The sequence below is a fragment of the Microbacterium esteraromaticum genome, assembly GCF_016907315.1.
Taxonomy (GTDB): domain Bacteria; phylum Actinomycetota; class Actinomycetes; order Actinomycetales; family Microbacteriaceae; genus Microbacterium; species Microbacterium esteraromaticum.
This window is the reverse complement of sequence record NZ_JAFBBS010000001.1, coordinates 3082825-3105268: the sequence shown is the minus strand read 5'-3', so window position 1 is coordinate 3105268 and position 22444 is coordinate 3082825. Positions and strand designations below refer to the sequence as shown.

Annotated in this window: 24 protein-coding genes; 5 read left to right on the top strand and 19 right to left on the bottom strand. The window is 68.5% G+C overall.

Features of this window, described 5'->3' with window-relative positions; genetic code table 11:
• Window positions 1-54 precede the first annotated feature (54 nt).
• The 12 genes from JOE67_RS14750 to JOE67_RS14695 all read right to left on the bottom strand — a co-directional run bounded on the left by JOE67_RS14750 (window position 55) and on the right by JOE67_RS14695 (window position 11530).
• Window positions 55-723 (bottom strand): regulatory protein RecX, encoded by a 669-nt coding sequence (locus tag JOE67_RS14750; RefSeq protein ID WP_338041631.1) that lies wholly within the window; start codon window positions 721-723, stop codon window positions 55-57.
• A gap of 144 nt (window positions 724-867) precedes the next feature.
• Window positions 868-1911 carry a recombinase RecA gene (recA, locus tag JOE67_RS14745; protein WP_204976262.1) on the bottom strand — a complete coding sequence of 348 codons (1044 nt, stop codon included), beginning with the start codon at window positions 1909-1911 and terminating at the stop codon, window positions 868-870.
• A gap of 244 nt (window positions 1912-2155) precedes the next feature.
• Window positions 2156-2377: a DUF3046 domain-containing protein gene (locus tag JOE67_RS14740; RefSeq protein ID WP_204976261.1), complete on the bottom strand. Its 222-nt coding sequence runs from the start codon at window positions 2375-2377 to the stop codon at window positions 2156-2158.
• 21 nt (window positions 2378-2398) lie between these two features.
• A complete protein-coding gene (locus JOE67_RS14735) occupies window positions 2399-2707 on the bottom strand; it encodes a helix-turn-helix domain-containing protein (RefSeq protein WP_204976260.1) in 309 nt (102 codons plus the stop codon).
• 153 nt (window positions 2708-2860) lie between these two features.
• Window positions 2861-3343 carry a CinA family protein gene (locus JOE67_RS14730; RefSeq protein ID WP_204976259.1) on the bottom strand — a complete coding sequence of 161 codons (483 nt, stop codon included), beginning with the start codon at window positions 3341-3343 and terminating at the stop codon, window positions 2861-2863.
• Window positions 3340-3915 (bottom strand): CDP-diacylglycerol--glycerol-3-phosphate 3-phosphatidyltransferase, encoded by a 576-nt coding sequence (gene pgsA, locus JOE67_RS14725; protein ID WP_204976258.1) that lies wholly within the window; start codon window positions 3913-3915, stop codon window positions 3340-3342. Before pgsA ends, JOE67_RS14730 begins: the two co-directional genes overlap by 4 nt.
• Window positions 3915-6668, bottom strand: a complete 2754-nt coding sequence (locus JOE67_RS14720) for a DNA translocase FtsK (protein ID WP_204976257.1) — start codon at window positions 6666-6668, stop codon at window positions 3915-3917. Before JOE67_RS14720 ends, pgsA begins: the two co-directional genes overlap by 1 nt.
• A 60-nt stretch (window positions 6669-6728) precedes the next feature.
• Entirely contained in the window at window positions 6729-8405 is a 1677-nt protein-coding gene (locus JOE67_RS14715; protein ID WP_204976256.1) for a ribonuclease J, read from the bottom strand.
• A 60-nt stretch (window positions 8406-8465) separates the two neighbouring features.
• Window positions 8466-9443 (bottom strand): 4-hydroxy-tetrahydrodipicolinate synthase, encoded by a 978-nt coding sequence (gene dapA, locus JOE67_RS14710; protein ID WP_204976255.1) that lies wholly within the window; start codon window positions 9441-9443, stop codon window positions 8466-8468.
• Window positions 9444-9486: 43 nt separating this feature from the next.
• Window positions 9487-10248 (bottom strand): SDR family NAD(P)-dependent oxidoreductase, encoded by a 762-nt coding sequence (locus JOE67_RS14705; protein WP_204976254.1) that lies wholly within the window; start codon window positions 10246-10248, stop codon window positions 9487-9489.
• A complete protein-coding gene (locus tag JOE67_RS14700) occupies window positions 10248-10724 on the bottom strand; it encodes a dihydrofolate reductase (protein ID WP_204976253.1) in 477 nt (158 codons plus the stop codon). The genes JOE67_RS14705 and JOE67_RS14700 overlap by 1 nt, the downstream gene beginning before the upstream one ends.
• Window positions 10721-11530, bottom strand: a complete 810-nt coding sequence (locus tag JOE67_RS14695; protein WP_204976252.1) for a thymidylate synthase — start codon at window positions 11528-11530, stop codon at window positions 10721-10723. The genes JOE67_RS14700 and JOE67_RS14695 overlap by 4 nt, the downstream gene beginning before the upstream one ends.
• 68 nt (window positions 11531-11598) lie before the next feature.
• Here JOE67_RS14695 and JOE67_RS14690 point away from each other — a divergent pair, with 68 nt between their 5' ends.
• The 3 genes from JOE67_RS14690 to JOE67_RS14680 all read left to right on the top strand — a co-directional run bounded on the left by JOE67_RS14690 (window position 11599) and on the right by JOE67_RS14680 (window position 13111).
• Complete coding sequence (locus tag JOE67_RS14690) at window positions 11599-12024, top strand: thioredoxin family protein (protein WP_204976251.1); 426 nt, start codon at window positions 11599-11601, stop codon at window positions 12022-12024.
• Window positions 12021-12596 (top strand): DUF4395 domain-containing protein, encoded by a 576-nt coding sequence (locus JOE67_RS14685; protein ID WP_204976250.1) that lies wholly within the window; start codon window positions 12021-12023, stop codon window positions 12594-12596. Before JOE67_RS14690 ends, JOE67_RS14685 begins: the two co-directional genes overlap by 4 nt.
• A gap of 89 nt (window positions 12597-12685) precedes the next feature.
• Entirely contained in the window at window positions 12686-13111 is a 426-nt protein-coding gene (locus tag JOE67_RS14680) for an OsmC family peroxiredoxin (protein ID WP_204976249.1), read from the top strand.
• A gap of 12 nt (window positions 13112-13123) precedes the next feature.
• On the opposite strand, the gene JOE67_RS14675 is transcribed toward JOE67_RS14680, so the two are convergent.
• The 6 genes from JOE67_RS14675 to JOE67_RS14650 form a co-directional block, all read right to left on the bottom strand.
• Complete coding sequence (locus JOE67_RS14675; RefSeq protein ID WP_204976248.1) at window positions 13124-13567, bottom strand: hypothetical protein; 444 nt, start codon at window positions 13565-13567, stop codon at window positions 13124-13126.
• Window positions 13564-14310: a 4-hydroxy-tetrahydrodipicolinate reductase gene (gene dapB, locus JOE67_RS14670; RefSeq protein ID WP_204976247.1), complete on the bottom strand. Its 747-nt coding sequence runs from the start codon at window positions 14308-14310 to the stop codon at window positions 13564-13566. Before dapB ends, JOE67_RS14675 begins: the two co-directional genes overlap by 4 nt.
• Window positions 14311-14359: 49 nt before the next feature.
• A complete protein-coding gene (locus tag JOE67_RS14665) occupies window positions 14360-14962 on the bottom strand; it encodes a histidine phosphatase family protein (RefSeq protein WP_204976246.1) in 603 nt (200 codons plus the stop codon).
• Window positions 14963-15064: 102 nt separating this feature from the next.
• Window positions 15065-16090, bottom strand: a complete 1026-nt coding sequence (locus JOE67_RS14660) for an aldo/keto reductase (RefSeq protein ID WP_338041629.1) — start codon at window positions 16088-16090, stop codon at window positions 15065-15067.
• A gap of 215 nt (window positions 16091-16305) precedes the next feature.
• A complete protein-coding gene (locus JOE67_RS14655; RefSeq protein ID WP_204976245.1) occupies window positions 16306-18588 on the bottom strand; it encodes a polyribonucleotide nucleotidyltransferase in 2283 nt (760 codons plus the stop codon).
• Between the two features lie 242 nt (window positions 18589-18830).
• Entirely contained in the window at window positions 18831-20774 is a 1944-nt protein-coding gene (locus JOE67_RS14650) for a GDSL-type esterase/lipase family protein (RefSeq protein ID WP_338041628.1), read from the bottom strand.
• A gap of 154 nt (window positions 20775-20928) precedes the next feature.
• On the opposite strand from JOE67_RS14650, the gene JOE67_RS14645 reads away from it, so the two are divergent.
• Window positions 20929-21540: a DedA family protein gene (locus JOE67_RS14645; protein WP_338041627.1), complete on the top strand. Its 612-nt coding sequence runs from the start codon at window positions 20929-20931 to the stop codon at window positions 21538-21540.
• A 10-nt stretch (window positions 21541-21550) separates the two neighbouring features.
• On the top strand, window positions 21551-21724 hold the full coding sequence (locus JOE67_RS14640; protein ID WP_204976242.1) for a DUF5302 domain-containing protein: 174 nt from the start codon (window positions 21551-21553) through the stop codon (window positions 21722-21724).
• Between the two features lie 75 nt (window positions 21725-21799).
• On the opposite strand, the gene JOE67_RS14635 is transcribed toward JOE67_RS14640, so the two are convergent.
• Window positions 21800-22444 (bottom strand): FMN reductase, encoded by a 645-nt coding sequence (locus JOE67_RS14635; RefSeq protein ID WP_204976241.1) that lies wholly within the window; start codon window positions 22442-22444, stop codon window positions 21800-21802.

Here is a 22444-nt window from a genome sequence, read left to right as displayed (position 1 = left end):
GTCCATTCTACGAGCCGCCGAGCACACTGGCAGGGCGGCTCGTAGAACGGATGCTCAGTCGGATTCGACGAATCGGACGCCGCTCGGACGAGCGGTTGCGCGGCGCACCCCGACCTCGCCGAGAGCGGTGCGGGCCGCGCTCATCGCGACCGACCCGCCGTAGCCGCGTCGTGCGAGTTGGCCGTGCAGCCGTCGCAGTGCGGTATCGAAGTCGAGCCGGCTCATACCCGCCGCCTTGCTTCGAGCGAACTCCAGCGCGCGCTCGGCATCATCGTCCGGCAGCTCTTCCAGCGCGTCATCGATGATGTCGCGCGGGATGCCCCGCTGCGCGAGTGAGCGCGCGAGGGCGATGCGCCCCTGCCCCTTGCGCTCGGACCCGGAGGTCACCAGCAGCGAGGCGAGGGTGTGGTCGTCGAGGTAGCTGCGACGCTGGAAGTCGTCGATGACGTCTTCTATGGAGTCGCGGTCGAGATCGTTCTCGCGCAGTACCGACCTGGCCTCCGACACCGACAGCTGCTTGGCGCGCAGCTTGCGCACCAGCGCTTCCTCGGCCCGCCGACGCACCTCGTCGGCGTCCGGCTCGGCCTGAATCACGTCGACATCGTCGCTCGCATCCCTGAACCGCGCGCCGGCCGGCAGCGCCGACCCCATGGAAGGGTCGGCGCCTCGGCCGCCGAACAGCGGAATGATCGGTGCGAGCTCGTCATCATCAGCGGATTGCACAGCTCACCCCGGTTGTTGAGCGACGTCGAAACACGGTTGTTGAGCGACGTCGAAACACGGTTGTTGAGCGACGTCGAAACACGGTTGTTGAGCGACGTCGAAACACGGTTGTTGAGCGACGTCGAAACACGTCGGACGAGGACATCAGGCCGGGCGGCGCTCGGCGAGTTCGTCGACGGTCGCCTCCGCCTTGACGCCCACGCCCAGCTTCTGCTTGATCTGTGTCTCGATCGCCATCGCGACGTCGTCGTTCTTGATCAGGAAGTTGCGGGCGTTCTCCTTGCCCTGCCCCAGCTGGTCACCGTCGTAGGTGTACCAGGAGCCGGACTTCTTGACGATGCCGTGCTCGACGCCGAAGTCGATCAGGCTGCCTTCGCGCGAGATGCCGATGCCGTAGAGAATGTCGAACTCGGCCTGCTTGAAGGGCGGGGCCATCTTGTTCTTGACGACCTTCACACGGGTGCGGTTTCCGACAGCCTCGGTGCCGTCCTTCAGCGTCTCGATGCGACGGATGTCAAGGCGGACCGACGCGTAGAACTTCAGCGCCTTACCGCCGGCAGTGGTCTCGGGCGATCCGAAGAACACGCCGATCTTCTCGCGCAGCTGGTTGATGAAGATGGCCGTCGTCTTGGTCTGGTTCAGACCACCGGTCAGCTTTCGCAGGGCCTGCGACATCAGTCGCGCCTGCAGGCCGACGTGGGAATCGCCCATCTCGCCCTTGATCTCGGCCTCGGGCACGAGAGCCGCGACGGAGTCGATCACGACCAGGTCGATGGCGCCGGAGCGGATCAGCATGTCGGCGATCTCGAGAGCCTGCTCACCGGTGTCGGGCTGCGAAACGAGCAGCTGGTCGATGTCGACCCCGAGCTTGCGCGCGTACTCGGGGTCGAGGGCGTGCTCGGCATCGATGAAGGCGGCGATGCCGCCGGCGCGCTGCGCGTTCGCGATGGCATGCAGGGTCAGCGTGGTCTTACCGGACGACTCAGGACCATAGATCTCGATGATGCGTCCGCGCGGCAGCCCTCCGATGCCGAGGGCGACGTCGAGAGCGATCGACCCGGTCTGGATGACCTCGACAGGAGCGCGCTCGTCGCTGCCCAGTCGCATGATCGAACCCTTGCCGAACTGACGCTCGATGTGCGCGAGTGCGGAATCCAGTGCCTTCTCGCGGTCGTCGGTGGATGGCATGACGTGCTCCTCTATTCGAAGTTCTGCCGCCTGTAGGCTGTCGCGGCCGTTCCGGTTCGGAGTGACTCTGCGACAAGGCGTATGGCTCTGTGCCACATTCCTCACCGTAGGAGCAGCCACCGACATTCGATCGGCGACGGCGTCAGATGTGGAGAAGATGACGTCAGAACCACTTGTGCAGAACACTACGCGCACATCGAACACACTTTCGACGACACGCCGACGCGAGCGGCCAGACTTTCGATCAGCGTTCGCGCGGATCGAGCCTGCCGACGCCGTAGCGACGAGCGGCGGGCACGTCGGTCTCGTCGCACAGGGCGAGCCAGATCTCTCGAGGCGGCACGCCCGCGTCTAGGGCCTCAAGCGCCGTGCGGCCGAGTCGACCGAGGATCAGGTCGCGCGTGAGCGAGTCCGCGCGGCCGCCGAACTCGTCGTCGACCGCGCGGAGGAATTCACTGCGTCGCATGAGAAGAGCGTGCCCGCGCGCTCAGCGCAGCGACAGCTCGGGCTCGACCTCGGCGACGAGGTCGTCGGGAACGACGTCCGGGAAGGGACTCAGGCCCTCGAGCACCGAGATGCGGTCGCCGACCTCGCGCATGATGGTCGAGATGGGCACGTCGAGCGCCTCTGCGACAGAGGCGAGGATCTCGCTGGACGCCTCTTTCTGACCGCGCTCGACCTCGCTCAGGTAGCCAAGGGCCACAGAGGCCTTGCTCGCCACCTGTCGGAGGGTGCGCCCCTTCTGCAGGCGGAAGTCCCGCAGCACATCGCCGATCTCCTGTCTGACGAGGATCATCGGAACCTCCCTTCCGTCGCGCCACCCGGAAGCTGCTCCGAGGGGATCGCCAGTCTAACCCGATTGGGTGTCGTTGAATCTACTGTTCTTCGCTGTGCTTGAGTTGTGAGTGAGCCACTTGTCACATACAGGAGAACATCGCCGCCGAAGGAGCTATTCCCGGACGGCGTCGAGTGCCGCGGCGATGGCTGCTTCGACCGCCTGCCGACGGATCTCCGCGCGCGTTCCCGAGAACAGGTGCGGAACGCTCTGCACCCCCGACGGAGTGGCGATCCCGACGTGCACCGTGCCCACGGGCTGTCCGTCCGGCGATTCAGGTCCCGCGATGCCTGTGGTCGATATGCCGACGTCGGCCGCGCGCCCGTCGACCGCCACCGCCCGCCGCACCCCTTCCGCCATCTGCACCGCGACGTCGGGATGCACCGGGCCGTACTCTGCGAGCAGACGGCTGTCGACTCCGAGCAGCGTGTGCTTGACGGGGGTCGCATAGGCGACGACTCCCCCGAGCAGCGCCGCTGACGCCCCTGGCACCGAGACCACCTCAGATGCGACGGCACCGCCGGTGAGGGATTCGGCCACCCCGAGCGTCCAGCCGCGCTCGCGCAGAGCATCGATCAGCTGCCCGACGTGGGTCATGCGGCACTCCGTCGGCCCCGGACCTGGGCCACGACGTAGTCGATGCCGCTGGCGACGGTGAGCACGAGCGCGAGCACCATCAGCACCTGGGTGACGACGACCCACGGCGTGTGCCCGACGAGCACCTGCAACGGCAGCAGGGCCCAGCTCAGTGCGACGCCCTGCACCATGGTCTTCACCTTGCCCATCCACGCCGCGGCCACGACGTGCTCGTGGACCAGCGTGAAGCGGTGGATCGTGATCGCCCACTCCCTCACGAGGATCACGATGATGATCCACCACGGCACCTCGCCGAGGATCGCGAGCCCGAGAAAGCCCGCGCCCGTGAGCAGCTTGTCGGCGATCGGGTCCCACAGCTTGCCGAAGTCGCTGACGATGTCGTACCGGCGCGCCAGGTACCCGTCGACCCAGTCCGTAGAGATGGCGAGCACGAACAGACCGGCTGCAACCCAGCGCAACACGATGTCGTCGACGCCGAAGGTTCCTGCCAGCAGCAGAAGTACGAAGAAGACGACCGCGAGCGGGATGCGGGCGACGGTGATCGCGTTGGGAAGCTGCCGCGGGATGGCCATCAGTCGCGCCCCGTGAGGCCCCAGGCGTCCTCATCGCCGTCGTCGTCGCTCTCGACGACGGGCAGCCCCTGGAACTGCTGGGCGACGGGGTCTCCGCCGTACGGATCTGCGGGTGCCGGCGACGGAGCGCTCGGGGCGGACGCAGGTGCTGGTGCATCTTCTCCGCGCAGCTTCGCGAGCACGCCAGGCAGCTGCTCGGAGGTCACGAGCACGTCGCGGGCCTTCGAGCCCTCGGAAGGCCCGACGATCTCGCGCGACTCGAGAAGGTCCATGAGGCGCCCGGCCTTCGCGAAGCCGACGCGCAGCTTGCGCTGGAGCATCGAGGTCGAGCCGAACTGCGACGACACGATCAGCTCTGCGGCCGCGAGAAGCAGCTCGAGGTCGTCGCCGATATCCTCGTCGACCTCCTTCTTGCGCGCTTCCGCCGACTCCTGCACGTCGGGCCGGTACTCGGGCCGCGCCTGCTGCGTGACGTGCTTGACGACCGCGGAGATCTCGGCTTCGTCGACCCAGGCGCCCTGAAGGCGGAATGGCTTCGAAGATCCCATCGGCGAGAAGAGCGCGTCACCCTGGCCGATCAGCTTGTCGGCGCCCGGTGCGTCGAGGATCACGCGGCTGTCGGTGACGCTCGTCACAGCGAACGCGAGTCGCGAAGGCACATTGGCCTTGATCAGGCCGGTCACGACATCGACGCTCGGACGTTGCGTGGCGAGCACGAGGTGGATGCCGGAGGCGCGGGCGAGCTGTGTGATGCGGACGATCGAATCCTCGACGTCGCGCGGGGCCACCATCATCAGGTCCGCGAGCTCGTCGACCACGACCAGCAGGTACGGGTAGGGCTTGAGGACGCGTTCGCTGCCGGGCGGCACCTGCACCTCACCGGCGCGGACCGCCTTGTTGAAGTCATCGATGTGGCGGTACCCGAACGACGCGAGATCGTCGTACCGCATGTCCATCTCTTTCACGACCCACTGCAGCGCCTCGGCCGCCTTCTTCGGGTTCGTGATGATGGGAGTGATCAGGTGCGGCACGCCGGCGTAGCTGGTGAGCTCCACTCGCTTGGGGTCGATCAGCACCATGCGGACGTCGGCCGGGCGCGCGCGCATGAGCAGACTCGTGATCATCGAGTTCACGAAGCTGGACTTACCGGAACCCGTGGAACCGGCGACCAGCAGGTGCGGCATCTTCGCGAGGTTGGCGACGACGATGTTGCCGCCCACGTCCTTGCCAACGCCGATGGTGAGCGGGTGCGTGCTCTTCTGCGCCGCAGTCGAGCGCAGCACATCGCCCAGCGCGACCGTCTCCTTGTCGACGTTGGGGATCTCGATTCCGATGGCGCTCTTGCCCGGAATGGGCGAGAGGATGCGCACGTCGTTGGATGCGACGGCGTAGGCGAAGTTGTTGCTCAGCTGCAGGATCTTCTCGACCTTGACGCCGTGGCCGACCTCGACCTCGTACTGCGTGACCGTCGGTCCGCGCGAGAAGCCGGTGACCTTCGCATCGACCTTGAACTGCTCCAGCACGCTGGTGATCTGCTCGATCGTGCGATCGGTGGCATCCGAGCGCACGACCGGGGGCGGTCCGGACTTGAGCACGGCCGTGGAAGGGAGGACGTAGGGCGCGGCCGGTGCCTGCATGCCCTTCTCCCCCGGACCCTCGGTGCCGAATCCGTCGAGGCCCGGCAGCTCACCCGTCGAACCGGCGTCGTCGAGGAGAGCCGTGGTGTTCTGCTCACCGAGCAGGCCGGTGAGGGCGCTGACGTCCGAGAGCACCTCGGTCGCCGCGTCGGCCCCGCCGTGTGCGGCCGGTTCGTCGTCGACGATGACGGCCTGGTCGTACGCGGTCTTCTGGGCGGGCTCGTCGAACAGCGCGGTGATCGCCTGCGAGTCGACCCCGTCGTCGGGAGTCTCCTCGCGCCCGCTCTTGTTACGGCGCCACCAGGGCAGGGCGTCACCGTCTTCGTCGTCGGTCGCAGCAGCGTCGGCGTCAGCCTGGCGCATCGGGCGCTCGGCGCCGAACATCCAGGCGTAGAGGTCTCCGAGTCGCTCGCCGATCCGGTTGGGCGGGGTCTTGGTGAGGATCAGGATGCTGAGCCCGGCCAGGAGCCCGAGGATGATGAAGGCGACCGCCGAAGTGAGGAATGCGAGGGGCTCCCCGAGCATCCAGCCGAAGAGACCACCGGCGGCGCTGAGCTCGGGCATCCCGTCGCGGGGCTGCGGGCGGACCACCGCCCCCGTCGCACCCGCTGTTCCCGAAGCCACGTGCAGGATGCCCGCGATCGAGAGCACGAAGAGTCCGAAGCCGATGCCGATACGTCCGTTGTCGTGCACCGACGACGGATGCCGGAAGAGCCAGCCTGCCAGCAGCAGGAGGAGCACGGGCAGGACGAACGCCACGCGGCCGACCAGCAGGCCCCACGTGAACGCGCTGATGTTCTGCGCGACCTCGTTGCCGATGAAGAACCACTCGACGACGCCGCCGATGATCGCGAACAGCACGAGCAGCAGGGGGAAGCCGTCGCGACGCTGGTCCTTCTCGAGGTTCTCGGGTCCGAATGCGCGGAACAGACCGCCCACGCCGTGAGCCAGACCCAGCCAGACGCGCACGCCGAGCGGCTCGCGCTCGGCCTCATCGATGTACTTCTTCGGTGCAGGAGCGGCTTTCGCGCTCGATCGAGCGGCTGTCTGCCGCTTCGGGCGCGGCGAGGTCGCGCTCTCGGACGCGCGCTCGGACTTGGTGGTGCTCCTGGCCATGTCTTACACGGTACGTCCGATGAGCGTCATCGGCCCGCAATGACGCGGGGTTGCCGGGGATCAGGCCTCAATGACGAGCGGCACGATCATCGGACGACGGCGCAGCTTCTGGTTGACCCAGCGTCCGATGGTGCGGCGGATGATCTGCGACAGCGCGTGGTTGTCACGCACGCCGTTGCGGGCAGCCTCTTCCAGCGCCGCCACGATCTTCGGAGTGATGTCGTCGAAGACACGGTCGTCCTCGGCGACGCCGCGCGCGTGGATCTCCGGACCCGAGACGATCCGCCCGGTCGACGAGTCGACCACGACGATGATCGACACGAAGCCCTCTTCGCCGAGGATCCGGCGATCCTTGAGGTCGGCGTCGGTGATGCCGCCGACAGTGGAGCCGTCGACGTACACGAATCCGATGTCGAGCTGTCCTGCCACGCGGGCCTCGCCGTCGCGCAGGTCGATGATCGTGCCGTTGCCGCCGACGATCGTGCGCTCTTCGGGGATGCCCGTGGCCTGCGCCAGCTTCGCGTTCGCGATGAGATGGCGGTACTCGCCGTGCACGGGCAGGACGTTCTTGGGCTTGAGGATGTTGTAGCAGTAGATCAGCTCGCCCGCGGCGGCGTGGCCGGAGACGTGCACCTGGGCGTTGGCCTTGTGCACGACGTCGGCGCCGAGCTTGGTGAGCCCGTCGATCACGCGGTAGACGGCGTTCTCGTTTCCGGGGATCAGGCTCGACGCGAGGATGACGGTGTCGCCCTCGCCCGGCTCGATCGCGTGGTCGAGGTTCGCCATGCGGCTGAGCACCGCCATCGGCTCGCCCTGCGACCCGGTCGACATGTACACGATCTTGTCGTCGGGCAGATCGCGAGCCTTCTTGTAGTCGATCAGCACGTTCGCAGGCACCTTGAGGTAGCCCAGCTGCTCGGCGATGGTCATGTTGCGCACCATGCTGCGACCGAGGAAGGCGACACGACGACCGTGCGCGTGCGCAGCGTCGATGACCTGCTGCACGCGGTGCACATGGCTCGAGAAGCTGGCCACGATCACGCGGCGACGCGCCTTGCCGATGACCTGCTCGAGCACCGGTCCGATCGAGCGCTCGGTGGGCGTGAAGCCCGGGACGTCGGCGTTGGTGGAGTCGACGAGGAACAGGTCGACTCCCTCCTCGCCCAGGCGGGCGAAGGCGCGCAGATCGGTGATGCGCCCGTCGAGCGGCAGCTGATCCATCTTGAAGTCGCCGGTGGCCAGCGCCAGTCCGGCGGGGGTGCGGATCGCGACGGCCAGGGCATCCGGGATCGAGTGGTTGACCGCGACGAACTCGAGGTCGAACGGTCCGACCCTCTCCTCCTGCCCTTCCTTCACCGTGAGCGTGAAGGGCTTGATGCGATGCTCCTTGAGCTTCGCCTCGACGAGCGCAAGAGTGAGGCCGGAGCCGATCAGGGGGATGTCCTGCTTCAGGCGCAGGAGGTAGGGCACGGCGCCGATGTGGTCTTCGTGACCGTGGGTCAGCACGACACCGACCACGTCATCGAGACGGTGCTTGATGGGCTCGAAGTCCGGCAGGATCAGGTCGACGCCCGGCTGGTGCTCCTCGGGGAAGAGCACGCCGCAGTCGACGATGAGGATCTTGCCCTCGTACTCGAAGACGGTCATGTTGCGACCGACCTCGCCCAGACCGCCCAGCGGGGTGACCCGCAGCGTTCCATGTGCGAGCGGTTCGGGTTCGGCGAGGGGGAAGGACATTCAGTCTCCTCAGGCGGGCACGCGGTGCCCGGTCATGTCGTTGTCAGCGCGAGGACGCGCTCATCGTGTGGTGCCGTGCACCTTGGGCAGTGCTCCGCCCGCGGCCGCATTGCGGTCAGGGCGGAAGTTCGAGAAGTCGGCTCCTGCGACGTCCTTGACGAGCGCGAGCTCGTCCTCGATGAGGGCGGCCTCCCACTCCTCCGGGCCGACCAGAGGCAGGCGCACGCGGGGGCTGGTGATGCGCCCCAGACCGTGCAGGATGTACTTGGCCGCGACCGTGCCCGGCACGTGCGTCATCGCCGCGCGCACGAGCGGTTCGAGACGCTTGTGCTCAGCCGTGGCGGTGGCGAGGTCGCCGCGGTTCACCGCGTCGACGATGGTGCGGTACGGAGCGGAGGTGATGTTCGCGGTGACGCCGATCATTCCCGTGGCGCCGATCGACAGGTGCGGGAGGACGTTCGCGTCATCGCCCGAGAAGTACATCAGGTCGGTCTGGTTCAGCACGCGGCTGACCTCGCTGAAGTCACCCTTGGCATCTTTGACGGCGAGGATGTTGGGGTGCTTGGCGAGGCGCAGGATCGTCTCGTACTTGATCGGCACACCGGTGCGGCCGGGGATGTCGTAGAGGATGACAGGCAGGTCCGTCGCATCTGCCACGAGCCGGAAGTGGGTCAGGATGCCCGCCTGTGTGGGCTTGTTGTAGTACGGCGTGACGATCATGATGCCGTCTGCGCCGGCCTTCTCACTCGCCTTGTACAGCTCGATCGCGTGCGCGGTCTCATTGGATCCGCCGCCGGTGATGATCTTGGCCCGGCCGGCCGAGACGTCCTTGCCGACCTCGACCAGGCGGATCTTCTCATCGTCGGTGAGGGTGGAGGTCTCACCCGTGGTGCCGGTGACCACGATGCCGTCTGCTCCATCGGCGATGACGCGGTCCATGTGCCGCTCGGTGGCGGGCCAGTCGACCTCGCCGTCGGCGGTCATCGGCGTCACGAGTGCGACGAGTACCTGCCCGAAGGGGTTGTCCGCGTGCGTCATCCTCTCAGCGTAGCGTTTCGGGGCCGAGGATCGGGACGGTGCGTCACACGCGACCGCGGCGGGCGACGCCCGAGGTGAGCCCGCTCGGAAGCACCCGCGCGAGCGCGACGATGAGCATGTACCTGATCGACGGGACCGAGACGGCCCGGCCGAGCGAGGCGTCGCGCAGCCCGACGCGGACGACGCGGGCAGCGTCGAGCCACAGCACCGCGGGCACGCCCTCCTGGCCGGGCGCAAGGCCCATGCGCTCGTGGAAGCTCGTGTGCGTGAATCCAGGGCAGAGCGCGGTGACGCTGACGCCCTCCCTGCCATATTCCGCGTTGGCCCAGCGGCTGAAGCCGATGAGCCACGACTTGCACGCCGAGTACGTGGACCGCGAGATGAAACCGGCGACAGAGGCGACGTTGATGATCCGACCTCCGCGGCCGCGCATGCTGCGGAGGGCGGCGTGCATGAGGCGCATCGACGCCTCGACGTGCACACGCAGGTGGCGCACCTCGTCATCGATGTCATTGTCGGCGAACTGCAGCGGCAGACCGAAGCCCGCGTTGTTCACGAGCAGATCGATCGGGGCCGCGGGATCGGAGAGCCGATCGGCGACGCGCTGCACCTCCGCCTCGACGGCGAGATCGGCGGTGATGACCTCGACGTGAACGCCGTGCTCGTCGCGCAGCCGCTGCGCCAGCGACTCGAGAGCGTCTGCGGTGCGTGCGACGAGCACCAGGTCGGCCTGGCGGGCTGCGAGCTGACGTGCGAACTCGGCGCCGAGTCCGGCGCTGGCTCCCGTGATGAGCGCGGTGGGCATCAGCGCTCGTACCCCAGGAAGCGGTACCGGATGCCCGTGCGGGACGTCTGCCACTTCCCCTCGTCGACGAGACGCCAGTCGTCGATCGGCGGCGCGAACGCATCACCGTCGACCTCGAGGTCAAGCTCGGTGATCTCGAGGCGGTCGGCATCGCCGATCACCTGGCGGAAGATCTCCGCTCCCCCGATGATCCAGACCCGCTCCAGGCCCCGAACCGCGTCCTCCACGCCCGACGCGCGACGCGCACCGTCTGCGCTCCAGCCCTGGCTGCGCGTGATGACGATGTTCTCGCGGTCCGGCAGCGGCCGGAACCGCTCGGGCAGCGAGTCCCAGGTGCGCCGGCCCATGACCACGGGCGCTCCGAGCGTGACCTCCTTGAAGTGCGCGAGATCCTCGGGGACGTGCCAGGGCATCCCTCCTCCGGCACCGATCACGCCGTTCTTCGACTGAGCCCAGATCAGGCCCGCCCAGGTCATACGGCCACCGCCGCGCGGATGGCCGGGTGGTGCTGGTAGCCCTCGACGACGAAGTCGTCGTACCGGTAGTCGAGGATGGACGAAGGGGTGCGGACGATAGACAGCGTGGGGTACGGATACGGCTCGCGGGTGAGCTGCTCTCGCACCTGTTCGACGTGGTTGTCGTAGATGTGGCAGTCGCCGCCCGTCCAGACGAAGTCACCGGGCTCCAGCCCTGTCTGCTGCGCGACCATCAGAGTCAGCAGTGCGTATGAGGCGATGTTGAAAGGCACCCCGAGGAAGAGATCGGCGCTGCGCTGGTACAGCTGGCACGAGAGCCGGCCGTCGGCGACGTAGAACTGGAACATCGCGTGGCAGGGGGCGAGCGCCATATCGGGGATGTCGGCGGGATTCCACGCCGACACGATCAGCCGACGCGAGTCCGGCGTCGCCTTGATCTGCTCGATGACCTCGGACAGCTGGTCGATATGGCCGCCGTCGGGCGTGGGCCACGACCGCCACTGCACGCCGTACACGGGGCCGAGGTCGCCTTCGGCATCCGCCCACTCGTCCCAGATCGTGACGCCGTTCTCCTGCAGCCATCGCACGTTCGAATCACCACGCAGGAACCACAGCAGCTCGTATGCGATCGACTTGAAGTGCACCCGCTTGGTCGTGATGAGCGGGAAGCCCTTCGAGAGGTCGAACCGGATCTGTCGGCCGAACACGCTCGTGGTGCCAGTGCCGGTGCGGTCGTCCTTGTGAGTGCCGGACTCCAGCACATCGCGGAGCAGGTCTTCATAAGGCGTGGGTACGACTGCACTCATGCCTGCAACGATACGTCACCGGATGTCACACTCGGCGGAGTCGACGTCGTTCGGCGTAGCCTCGACGCATGCCCCTCTCGACCGCTCTGCTCACCGCCGGCATCCTGCTGGTGATCACGGTGGCCGCAGGCGCGCTGTGGCGGCTCAGGGACGGCCGCCGCCGTCGCGCGTCGGGCGTCGTCGACGTCGCTCGGCTGGGCCTGCTGCGCGATCGCGCGGCACTCGTGCTCTTCAGCACAGAGACCTGCTCGCGCTGTCCGCAGGTGCGCCGGATGCTGCACGCGCTGGCCTCCGAGCGAGGTGCGGTCGACGTGCACGAGGTGGACCTCACCCATCGCGCCGACCTGGCATCCGACAACCGCGTGCTGAGCACCCCCACGACCCTGCTCATCGGCCCGGATGCGCGGGTCGTCGCCCGCTTCGTCGGCGTGCCCCGCCGCGACGACATCGTCGCCGCTCTGAACGAGCTGCCCGCACTGCAGGAGACCGCATGACCGCTCCGGACGGAATCGACCCCAGAGGCCCCCGGTTCGCCGCGGGGATCACATCGGCGCTGCTGCTGACCGCCACAGTCCTGGCCCTCACCGGGATCGCCGCGGCGAGCTCGAGCGCCTCGTTCGGGTGGTTCGCCTACCAGCCGCTCGCCTCCTCCGCCTTCACGGGCGGCGGGTGGGCAATCACGGCTGCACCCATCGGCGAACGTGCCGCCGACCCCGGCTTCGTGGTGGCGTCGATCGTCGCCGCACTTTTCGTCTGGGGCGTGGTGTCACCCGCCACGTCGCCGTGGGCGGTGCTCTTCCGCACGGTCGTGCGCCCTCGCCTCGCGCCGCCCGCTGAGCTCGAGGACCCGCGTCCGCCGCGCTTCGCCCAGGGTGTCGGCCTGTTCGTGGTGGGCCTCGGCCTGGTGCTGCACCTCGCCGGTGTTCCCCTGGCCCTTCCGATCGCCGCAGCAGCCGCGTTCACGGCCGCCTTCCTCAACGCCGCATTCGGCTTCTGCCTCGGCTGCCAGATGTATCTGCTGCTGCAGCGCGCCGGCGTGCTGGGGCGCAGCGGAGCGGCCGCCTGATCGCTGTTCCGACCCGGGCCGGCTCTGGATAGGCTGGCCAGGCGACGCGAACCCGCGACGCGATGCCAAGAGCGATTCTCGGAGGAACAATGACCGTCACCAGTGAAGCCGCCACCACCTGGACCGGATCCCTGATGGAGGGCTCGGGCACCGTCGCCTTCTCGAGCTCGAACCTCGGCACCTTCCCCATCGACTGGAAGTCGCGCAGCGAGGGGTCCGATTCCACCACGACGCCCGAGGAGCTCATCGCCGCGGCTCACGCCTCCTGCTTCAGCATGGCTCTCTCGCACGCCCTGGCCGAGAACGGCACCCCGCCGGAGCGCGTCAACACCTCCGCGTCCGTCACCTTCAAGCCCGGCGTCGGCATCACGGGCAGCCACCTGAACGTCAATGCGACCGTTCCCGGCCTCACCCCGGAGAAGTTCCAGGAGATCGCCGAGGGCGCCAAGACCGGATGCCCGGTGTCGCAGGCTCTCGCCGGAATCGACATCACCCTCGAGGCGAGCCTCGCCTGACCCCGGCGGATGTCAGGGCCGGATGCGTGAGAGCCTGATCGCCTCGCGGATACTGGCCCTGGCATCCTTTCGCCGTCCCGCGGCGTCCTGAACGACCCCGAGACGGTAGCGCGCCCGCCAATCGCCCGGCTCGGCGTCAGCCGCCGAGCTGTATCGCGCGATGAACGGATCCACGTCGTCGCGCAGGAGACGCCCGCTCGGCGTCACCCGCTCCGGCGCCTCCGGCATCCCTCCTTCGGCATCCAGAGCGCGCCCCAGCCGATCAGCCGCGAAGCCGAAGGCCAGCTCGCGCACGAGCGCCCACGCGCCGATCGGCGCGATCACGATCAGCGCGATCGCCATGCCTATCGACACCGGAGTCGCGACCTTCAGGAACATCACGGCGAGCCAGCCCGCGATCACCACATAGAGCAGCAGCGCCGCTCCCATGACGACGACACCGATGCGCGAACTCATGAACGCGTCCGGATGCCGATGTCGACGAGGTTCTCGAGGCCGACGACGACACCGCGCGCATCCCTCGCGAACGGCACGGCGAGACGGATCCCCGGCGCGTAAGCCGCGGCCGGGTCGATGGTGTCGTGCACGATGGTGAGCGACTCCCCCGGTCCGGAGAGGATCGCCTCCTGCTTGGCGATCACTCCGGGACGACGCAGCGAATGCACGGGCACGCCGGCGACCTGCTGTCCCCGAGCGCGCTGGTCGACATGGGGAGCCTGGAACGGGCCCTGCGCCTCCCGCGCGGTGACCATCAGCTCGGCGGTGCGCACTGCGGTGCCGCTGGGCGAATCGATCTTGCGGTCGTGGTGTGCCTCGATGATCTCCGCGGTTGGGAAGAACGGCGCAGCTGCTGCGGCGAGGGCCGAACCCAGCGCCGAGCCCAGCGAGAAGTTCGGAATGAAGACCGCTCCGGTGCCGGCGGTCTCGACCAGCGGCCTGACCAGCGCGATGCGCTCCTGCGACCACCCCGAGGTGCCCACCAGCACATTGATCCCCCGTTCGATCGCCGCCCGCACGACGTCGATGCTGACCGCGGGGGTCGAGGCATCGACGACCAGGTCCGCACCGTCGATCTCGTCGAGATCGCTCGCGGATCCGAGCACCGAGCGCACCTCGAAGCCGTCGAGCTGGTCGATCACCCCGTGGATGATGCGACCGAGTGAGCCTGTACCGCCGACGAGGGCGACCTGTGTCGTCATGACTCCAGTCTAGATTCGCACTCGATGCCGGCCGGCCGACGTGACGGGTTCAGACCAGAGCGCCCTCGGGCAGGCCGGTGCGCAGCTCCATCGGCAGATGACCGAGATCGTTGTGACTCAGGAGTGTCCACGGGCGTCCCTGCTTCTGCGCGATCACAGTCAGCCCGCAATGCGCCTGATTGAGGGTCATCCAGCGCCAGTCCGGCGCACCCAGAACCTCGCGCACGAACCACGAGATCACGAAGTTGTGGGTGATCAGCACCTCGTGCACGTCGCCGTTGCGACGACGCAGGAACTCGCCAACAGCGTCCGCCATCTGGGCTGAGCCCGCCTCGATCTCGGCGTCGCTCACCGAGCCGAAGAAGGGCTCGTAGACCGACGGCACATCCTCGCTCATGCCACTGGGCACGCAATCGAAGAGCAGAGCCGACGGCACCGGGTCGACGGAGGGAAGGCGCGCCGCGATGGTGCGCGCGGTCTCCGCCGCACGCAGCAGCGGAGAATGCCAGACTGCGTCGAGCGGCAGCCCCGACAGGCGGTCTGCGATCAACTCCGCCTGACGCTGACCGCGAGGCGAGAGGGGTCCGTCATCGACGCCGTGCTCGGCATCCTGATGTTCACCGTGTCTGACCAGATATATGTAGTGCGTCACTGCTCGCTCGCTTCAGCCCGTCGTGTCAGAGGGGCGTCTCCAGCTTAGGTCACGCCACCGACGAGACGCGGATGCGCGACGCATGCCGAAAAGAACGTGCGCTCAATCGCCCGCGCGGGTGAGCTCGGCGACGTGCGATCGCAGGAGCGACACCCCTGCGCCCTGCATGAGCTCCTCGACGTGCTGCGGAGCGAAGGCGTTGACGATGGGCGCCACAACCGTGCGCTGCGCCAGCAGCCAGGCGATCGACACCGCCGCCACGGGCACCGAGAGCTCCTCGGCTATCCTGTCGAGCACGCGAAGCACGCGGATGCCGCGGCGGTTGAGGTTTCCCTTCATCTGCTCGCCTCGCACGCCGCTGACCGACGACTTGCGCCGGTGCTGCCCGGAGAGGAAGCCGTGCTCGAGCGCGTGCGACGGGGTGACTGCGAGATTCTGGGCGGCCGCGACCAGTCGCAGATCGCCCTCGAGGCCAGCGCGGCGCACGAGGTTGTACGGCTCATCGACCACCTCGATGCGGGGGTAGCCCGCCGAGGCGAGGATGCGTGCCTCGACGAGTCGCTCCGGCGCGAAGCGGAAGGCGCCGACCGACCGGATCTTCCCGGCATCGCGCAGCCACTCCACAGTGGCGAGAGTGTCTTCCAGCACAGTGCTGCCGTCGAGAGAGGCGTCGAGGTAGAGCACGTCTATGCAGTCGACGTCGAGCCGCGTCAGAGATCCCTCGACCGCGCGCACGAGGTTGACCGAACCGAGCCCGGGGTTGTCGGCGTGCGAGCCGATGCGCACGCTGAGCGTGATCTGGTCGCGGATCCTCCGCGCACGCATCCATTGGCCGATGATGTGCTCACTGCGGCCGCCCGAGAAGCCGTCGGCGGTGTGCACCGCGTTGCCGCCGAATTCGACATAGCGGTCGAGGATGCCGCCGCTGGTGTGCTGGTCGGTGCTCCAGCCGAACTCGGCGGCTCCCAGCATGAGAGGGAAGATCGAGTGGCCCGTCTCCCCGAGCGGCACACGGATGCCCTCTCCTACTCCAGGGCCGATCACCGGGATCGGAGCGGATGGATGCGAGTCGAGTCCGGGCGCGGTACTCGTCGGCGTGTCGGCTGCGCCTGTGCCGAAGAGCTTCACATCCCCACCCCCGCAACTGCTGCGCTGGCGCACCCCCCGGTGCGTACTTCGAGGTTAGGTGAGCGCGCGGGCCGTTCCGGTCACGACAGGAGGTCGATCGCGAAGTTCTCGTAACGGTTCGATCACATCGGATACGAAAAGACCCGGGATCACCGCCATGGCGGACGATCCCGGGTCTTTCAGTCACGGATGCCGATCACCGGCATCCGATCGGCTCAGGCTTCGGCGGTCTCCGCCGAGACGGCCTCTGCCGCACCCTCGGCGGGTGCGTCGTCGATGACCGGCTCGAGCGACAGCTTGCCGCGGTCGTCGATCTTCGTGATGCGCACGAGCAGCTTCTGCCCGACCGAGAGCACGTCGTCGACGTTCTCGACGCGCTTGCCACCAGCCAGCTTGCGCACCTCGGTGACATGCAGCAGGCCGTCCTTGCCTGGCAGCAGCGAGACGAAGGCGCCGAAGGTGGCGATCTTCACGACGGTGCCGAGGAACTGCTCGCCGACCTCAGGGTTGGTGGGGTTGGCGATCGCGTTCACCTGGGCGCGGGCGGCCTCGGCCGAGGGGCCGTCGGTCGCGCCGATGTAGACGGTGCCGTCCTCCTCGATGGAGATCTGCGCACCGGTCTCGTCCTGGATCGCATTGATCGTCTTGCCCTTGGGGCCGATCAGCTCGCCGATCTTGTCGACCGGGATCTGGACGCTGATGACGCGCGGCGCGGTGGGCGCCATCTCGTCGGGGGCGTCGATCGCGGCGTTCAGCACGTTGAGGATCGTCAGGCGGGCGTCGCGCGCCTGCGTCAGCGCACCGGCCAGCACCGACGACGGGATGCCGTCGAGCTTGGTGTCGAGCTGGATCGCCGTCACGAACTCGCTGGTCCCGGCGACCTTGAAGTCCATGTCGCCGAGGGCGTCCTCGGCACCGAGGATGTCGGTGAGCGCCGCGTAGCGGGTCTCACCGTCGACCTCGTCGGACACGAGGCCCATCGCGATGCCCGCGACAGGTGCGCGCAGCGGCACACCGGCGTTCAGCAGCGAGAGGGTCGACGCGCAGACGGAGCCCATCGAGGTGGAGCCGTTCGAGCTCAGCGCCTCGGAGACCTGACGGATCGCGTAGGGGAACTCCTCGCGGCTGGGCAGCACCGGCACGAGGGCGCGCTCGGCGAGGAAGCCGTGCCCGATCTCGCGTCGCTTCGGCGAGCCCACCCGGCCGGTCTCACCGGTCGAGTAGGGCGGGAAGTTGTAGTGGTGCATGTAGCGCTTGCTCGTCGTGGGCGACAGCGAGTCGATCTGCTGCTCCATCTTGAGCATGTTCAGCGTGGTGACGCCCATGATCTGGGTCTCGCCGCGCTGGAAGATCGCCGAGCCGTGCACACGCGGGATGACCTGCACCTCTGCGTCGAGCGGACGGATGTCCGCCAGGCCGCGGCCGTCGATGCGCACACCATCGGTGAGGATGCGTCCGCGCACGATCTTCTTGGTGACCGACTTGTACGCCGCCGAGAACTCCAGCGGGGCCGCCGCGGGCAGGTCGCCCGCCTCGGTCGCCTCGATGAGCTCCGCCTTGACGCGGTCCTTGATCGCGTCATCGGCGCTCTGGCGCTCCTGCTTGTCGGCGATCTGGTAGACGCCGACGAGCTCGTCGTACGCACGGCCGGCCACGAAGTCGTAGACCTCGCTGCTGTATGCCGGGAAGACCGGGTAGACGCCCGGCTCCTTCGAGGCGGTCGCTGCCAGTTCGGCCTGAGCCTTCACGAGCTGCGCGATGAACGGCTTCGAGGCCTCGAGGCCCGCGGCCACGACGTCCTCGTTCGGCTTGGTGGCGCCGGCCTTGATCAGGTTCCAGCTGCCCTCGGTCGCCTCTGCCTCGACCATCATGATCGCGACGTCTTCGGTGCCGTCGGCCTTGGTCACGACGCGACCGGCGACGATCAGGTCGAACACGGCCTCGGAGACCTGCTCCGCGGTCGGGAACGCGACCCACTGGTCGGCGTGCTCGCCGTGACCGGGGATGAAGGCCAGGCGGACGCCGGCGATCGGGCCCGAGAACGGCAGACCCGAGATCTGGGTCGAGGCGGAGGCCGCGTTGATCGCCAGAGCGTCGTAGTACTCGCCCGGGGCGATCGACAGCACGGTGATGACGATCTGGACCTCGTTGCGCAGGCCGTCGACGAACGACGGGCGCAGTGGACGGTCGATCAGACGGCAGACGAGGATCGCCTCGGTCGAGGGGCGGCCCTCGCGGCGGAAGAACGAGCCGGGGATCTTTCCGGCGGCGTACGAGCGCTCCTCGACGTCGACCGTCAGCGGGAAGAAGTCGAACCCTTCGCGCGGGTGCTTGCCTGCGCTGGTGGCCGACAGGAGCATGGTCTCGTCGTCGAGGTAGGCCGCGACCGAGCCCTGCGCCTGCTGGGCGAGGCGTCCGGTCTCGAAGCGGACGGTGCGGGTGCCGAAGCGGCCGTTGTCGAGAACGGCCTCGGTGGCGGTGATTTCAGGACCTTCCAAGAGGTCTCTCCTTCTTTGTTTAGGCTCGCGCACCCGTGTGGCGCGCGAGTTCTCGCGAAGGAGCGGATGCGGGCAGATATAAGCGCGCGGGCATCCCGCGAATCTCGCAAGCGCTGGCCACCAGTAGAAGACCACCCGGCGCCGTGCGCGACGAGGAATCCACCACAGGGGACCAGCTTCTCAGCCGACCGCTCCGTACCTTGTTCAGTTGTGCGGCGCAGACTGCACCACCGCTGATCCTATCAGCCGGCGTGTCGCCGGACAGCCTGGATGCCGGGCTCCGGCGCGCCATTGCGGTCGAGGACCACATAGTCGTCGTGCTTGGCCACGCGGCCGTCGCCCGCCGTGCGTCCGCGCAGACGCCGCCAGATCCACGGCAGCGCATGGCGACGCCACCACAGGCCACGGGTGATCCGCTCGTGTTCGTGAAGAGCCGCATCCAGCTCGCCCAGTGTCTCGGCGTGGGGCACGCCGAGACATTGGGCGACGAGGTAGGCGAGCAGACGGTGCCCGCGGCTCGACAGGTGCACGAGATCGTCGGCCCAGTTCTCCCTCGCCCCGAGCCCCGGGTGGCGGTCGGCGTCGACGAGAATCGCCCCGGTGCGCTCTGCCACCGCGGCGAGCGCTGCGGCGAAGGCGGCGAAGCGGCGGACGTAGACCGCGGATGCGGCACGGCGGGGCAGGAACGGGGTGACCAGCACGACATCGGCGCCGCTCTCGCGCAGCAGGACGACGGCCGTCTCGAGCTGGGCCACCAGCGCGTCGACGTCGGCGCGTACGAGCACGAGGTCATTGGCGCCGATGAACACCGAGACCAGGTCGGGCCGCAGCTCGAGCGCACGCCGCAGCTGGGGGCCGCAGACGTCGGCCACGCGGCGAGAGCGCACCGCGAGGTTCGCGTAGCCGATACCACCGCGTGCGGCCAGCAGGAGCGCGAGCCGATCGGCCCACCCCCGCTCCCCGCCGTCCGGCGCCGGGTCGCACAGTCCTTCGGTGAGCGAGTCACCCAGCGCGACGTAGCGCTCCCAGCGCCGGCCGCGGACCGGCTCGACGAGCTCGGGCCGCCGCGCCCGCGGGGCGCGCAGCGATCGATCGAGAGCATGCAAGGCGGTCGATTCCTCGTAGTGCCCGAGCAGCTGCTCGCACACGGCCGACCAGGACCGCCCCTCGACGGCCTCTCTTCCGGCTCGACCGAATGCCCGACGCCTGCGGGCATCGCCCGCGAGATCGAGCACCCGCATGCGCAGGTCGTCGAGGTCCCCCGGCCGGTAGAGCCAGCCATCGACTCCCGCGCGGACCAGATCGACGGGTCCGCCGCGTCCCGTCGCAATCACCGGGATGCCGCAGGCATGCGCCTCCTGAAGGGTCTGCCCGAAGGTCTCGCTCTCCCCCGGATGCACGAAGATGTCGAACGACGCCATCGCTCTCGAGAGAGTGGCCCCCGACAGGTGCCCGAGGAACGTCGCGTCGGGCAGAAGCGCCTCCAGCCGCGAACGGGACGGTCCGTCGCCCACGATGACGAGACGGACACCGGGCATCCCGCTCAGCACGCGGAGGTCCTCGACCTGTTTCTCGGGTGCGAGCCGGCCGACATACCCCACCGTCACGTCGCCGGGATTGCGCTGCTCACCGTTCTCGTCGCGGGCTGCGGGGTGGAAGAGCTCGGCGTCCACTCCCCTGCCCCAGCGACGCAGCCGATCTATGCCGAGGCGGGCGAGCTGGTCCTCGGACTCCGCCGAAGGGACGAGGGTGAGCGTCGCGCGACGATGCAGCCGGGCGAGGTGCTGTTCTGCGAGCGCTGCGGTCATCTTGACGCCGTACCGGGCGGCGTAGGCCGCCACATCGGTCTGGTAGGCGGCGACGACCGGCAGGTCGAGGCCGCCCGCCGCGAGCGCACCCCTCCACCCGAGGGCGAAGGGCGAGGCGAGATGCACGACGTCTGGCTGGAATCGTCGCAGCCCCTCCCGCACCTGTCGTGTCGATGCCACACCGACCCGGACGTTCCGATAGCCGGGCAGCGGCACCGACGCGACCGTCTCTATGCGTGCTGCTCCTGTGCGCATGGGCGCGTCGGGCGCCGCGGGCGCGATCACATGCGCCTGGTGTCCTGAGCGGTCGAGGTGTCGCAGGATCTGCAGCACGGATCCGGTGACGCCGTTCATGTGCGGGAGGAAGGACTCGGTCACGATCGCTACTCTCACCAGGCCAGGATGGCCCGCTGACCCTGGCGCGGAGCACGTGTCGGAGGATGCGCGAGAAGAGTTCACCCGATGCACGGATGCCCGTCACCGGCCATCCGCCGGATGGTCGCCGTTCACCGCCGGCGACGAGACTTCGGCTGTGACGTCCGACGCGCTGCTCGAGATGCTGACCGGCCCGTGGGGGCTCGCGGCCATGGCTCTGCTTGTGCTCGGCGACGCATTTCTCGTCGTGGTGCCGGGTGAGATCGCTGTGACCGCGATGGGTGCGGCGGCTGCCGTGCACGGTTCCGCTCCCCTCGGAGCGGTGATCGTGGTGGCGTCTGCGGCCGCATGGTGCGGCGACGCCTGCTGCTACCTGATCGGGCGGCTCGTGGGCACAGACCGCTGGCCGTGGATGCGCACCGCCCGAGTGCAGACCGCGTTCGCCTGGGCGAGGCGACGACTGCGGCAGGGAACAGCCACCGTCCTCTTCACGGCGCGCTTCGTGCCGTTCGCGCGCCTGGCGGTGAACGTCGTGGCCGGGGCATCCGGGGTGAGACCCGGGCGGTACCTGTGTCTTGCTGCGATCGCCGCGACCGGCTGGGCCGTCTACCAGGCCGTCGTCGGCGCGATCGTCGCCAGCATCGTGCCGGGTGGTCCTGTACCGGCGATCGTCGTCTCGGTGGCCGTCGCGGTCGGACTCGGGATGCTGGTCGACGCGGTCACGACGCGGCGGAGTCGCTCCTCCCGTTCCGTCCGCCGCAGCGGCTAGGCTGACGGGCATGAGCGAAGACAAGGCAGTCTCTTCTGAGGAGATGAAGCGCAAGTTCAAGGAAGCGCTCGACAAGAAGAACGCGCAGAGCAGGGGCGGCGAGGCGCACCTGGACGGCGACTCCGCCGTGCACGCCACGCACGCGCCGCAGATGAAGCGCGAGTTCCGTCGCAAGAGCGGTTGAGCGGGGCTTCCCCCATCCACGATGAAGGGCTGCGACGTCATGTCGCAGCCCTTCGTCGTCGCAGCCCTCGTGGGCTCACTCGCCGGCGAGGCCGCCGAGCAGATGTCCGAACGAGCGGCCCTCACCCAGGTAATTCGCCGGATCGAAGGGGTCGGTGCTGCCCGTCGGCTCACGGCGCGCGACCGCCTCAGCCAGCTCCCGTGCGCCGCGCTCGACGCGGGAGCTCAGCGGCGCGACCTCGTCGGCGTTCGCGCCCCAGTCGCTGGAAGCCGCGAACACCCCGGTCGAGACGGGCTCGGCGTGCAGGTAGGTGAACAGCGGCCGGATCGCGTAGTCGATGGCGAGAGAGTGCCGGGCGGTTCCGGCGTTCGCCCCGATCAGCACCGGCTTGCCGGTGAGCGCGTCCGGGTCGAGCACATCGATGAACGACTTGAACAGTCCCGAATAGCTCGTCGAGAAGATCGGCGTGACGGCGATCACGGCGTCTGCCGAGACGACGCGGTTGATCGCCTCTTCCAGCGGTGCCGGAGCGAAGCCGGTGAGCAGGTTGTTGGTGATGTCGTGCGCCAGATCGCGCAGCTCGATCACGTCGACCTTCACGTCGATGTCACGCTCGCGCAATGCCTTGGCGGTCTCCGCCGCGAGTCGGTCGGCCAGCATCCGAGTCGACGAGGGGTTCGACAGGCCGGCGGAGATTACGGCGATGCGACGCTCGCTCAT

What these genes read in the sequence shown, in the direction of transcription:
- recA (WP_204976262.1), bottom strand. Translation starts at nt 1,911, where the DNA reads ATGCCATCCACCGACGACCGCGAGAAGGCACTGGATTCCGCACTCGCG.
- JOE67_RS14740 (WP_204976261.1), bottom strand. Translation starts at nt 2,377, where the DNA reads ATGCGACGCAGTGAATTCCTCCGCGCGGTCGACGACGAGTTCGGCGGC.
- JOE67_RS14735 (WP_204976260.1), bottom strand. Translation starts at nt 2,707, where the DNA reads ATGATCCTCGTCAGACAGGAGATCGGCGATGTGCTGCGGGACTTCCGC.
- JOE67_RS14730 (WP_204976259.1), bottom strand. Translation starts at nt 3,343, where the DNA reads ATGACCCACGTCGGGCAGCTGATCGATGCTCTGCGCGAGCGCGGCTGG.
- pgsA (WP_204976258.1), bottom strand. Translation starts at nt 3,915, where the DNA reads ATGGCCATCCCGCGGCAGCTTCCCAACGCGATCACCGTCGCCCGCATC.
- JOE67_RS14720 (WP_204976257.1), bottom strand. Translation starts at nt 6,668, where the DNA reads ATGGCCAGGAGCACCACCAAGTCCGAGCGCGCGTCCGAGAGCGCGACC.
- JOE67_RS14715 (WP_204976256.1), bottom strand. Translation starts at nt 8,405, where the DNA reads ATGTCCTTCCCCCTCGCCGAACCCGAACCGCTCGCACATGGAACGCTG.
- dapA (WP_204976255.1), bottom strand. Translation starts at nt 9,443, where the DNA reads ATGACGCACGCGGACAACCCCTTCGGGCAGGTACTCGTCGCACTCGTG.
- JOE67_RS14705 (WP_204976254.1), bottom strand. Translation starts at nt 10,248, where the DNA reads ATGCCCACCGCGCTCATCACGGGAGCCAGCGCCGGACTCGGCGCCGAG.
- JOE67_RS14700 (WP_204976253.1), bottom strand. Translation starts at nt 10,724, where the DNA reads ATGACCTGGGCGGGCCTGATCTGGGCTCAGTCGAAGAACGGCGTGATC.
- JOE67_RS14695 (WP_204976252.1), bottom strand. Translation starts at nt 11,530, where the DNA reads ATGAGTGCAGTCGTACCCACGCCTTATGAAGACCTGCTCCGCGATGTG.
- JOE67_RS14690 (WP_204976251.1), top strand. Translation starts at nt 11,599, where the DNA reads ATGCCCCTCTCGACCGCTCTGCTCACCGCCGGCATCCTGCTGGTGATC.
- JOE67_RS14685 (WP_204976250.1), top strand. Translation starts at nt 12,021, where the DNA reads ATGACCGCTCCGGACGGAATCGACCCCAGAGGCCCCCGGTTCGCCGCG.
- JOE67_RS14680 (WP_204976249.1), top strand. Translation starts at nt 12,686, where the DNA reads ATGACCGTCACCAGTGAAGCCGCCACCACCTGGACCGGATCCCTGATG.
- JOE67_RS14675 (WP_204976248.1), bottom strand. Translation starts at nt 13,567, where the DNA reads ATGAGTTCGCGCATCGGTGTCGTCGTCATGGGAGCGGCGCTGCTGCTC.
- dapB (WP_204976247.1), bottom strand. Translation starts at nt 14,310, where the DNA reads ATGACGACACAGGTCGCCCTCGTCGGCGGTACAGGCTCACTCGGTCGC.
- JOE67_RS14640 (WP_204976242.1), top strand. Translation starts at nt 21,551, where the DNA reads ATGAGCGAAGACAAGGCAGTCTCTTCTGAGGAGATGAAGCGCAAGTTC.
- JOE67_RS14635 (WP_204976241.1), bottom strand. Translation starts at nt 22,444, where the DNA reads ATGAGCGAGCGTCGCATCGCCGTAATCTCCGCCGGCCTGTCGAACCCC.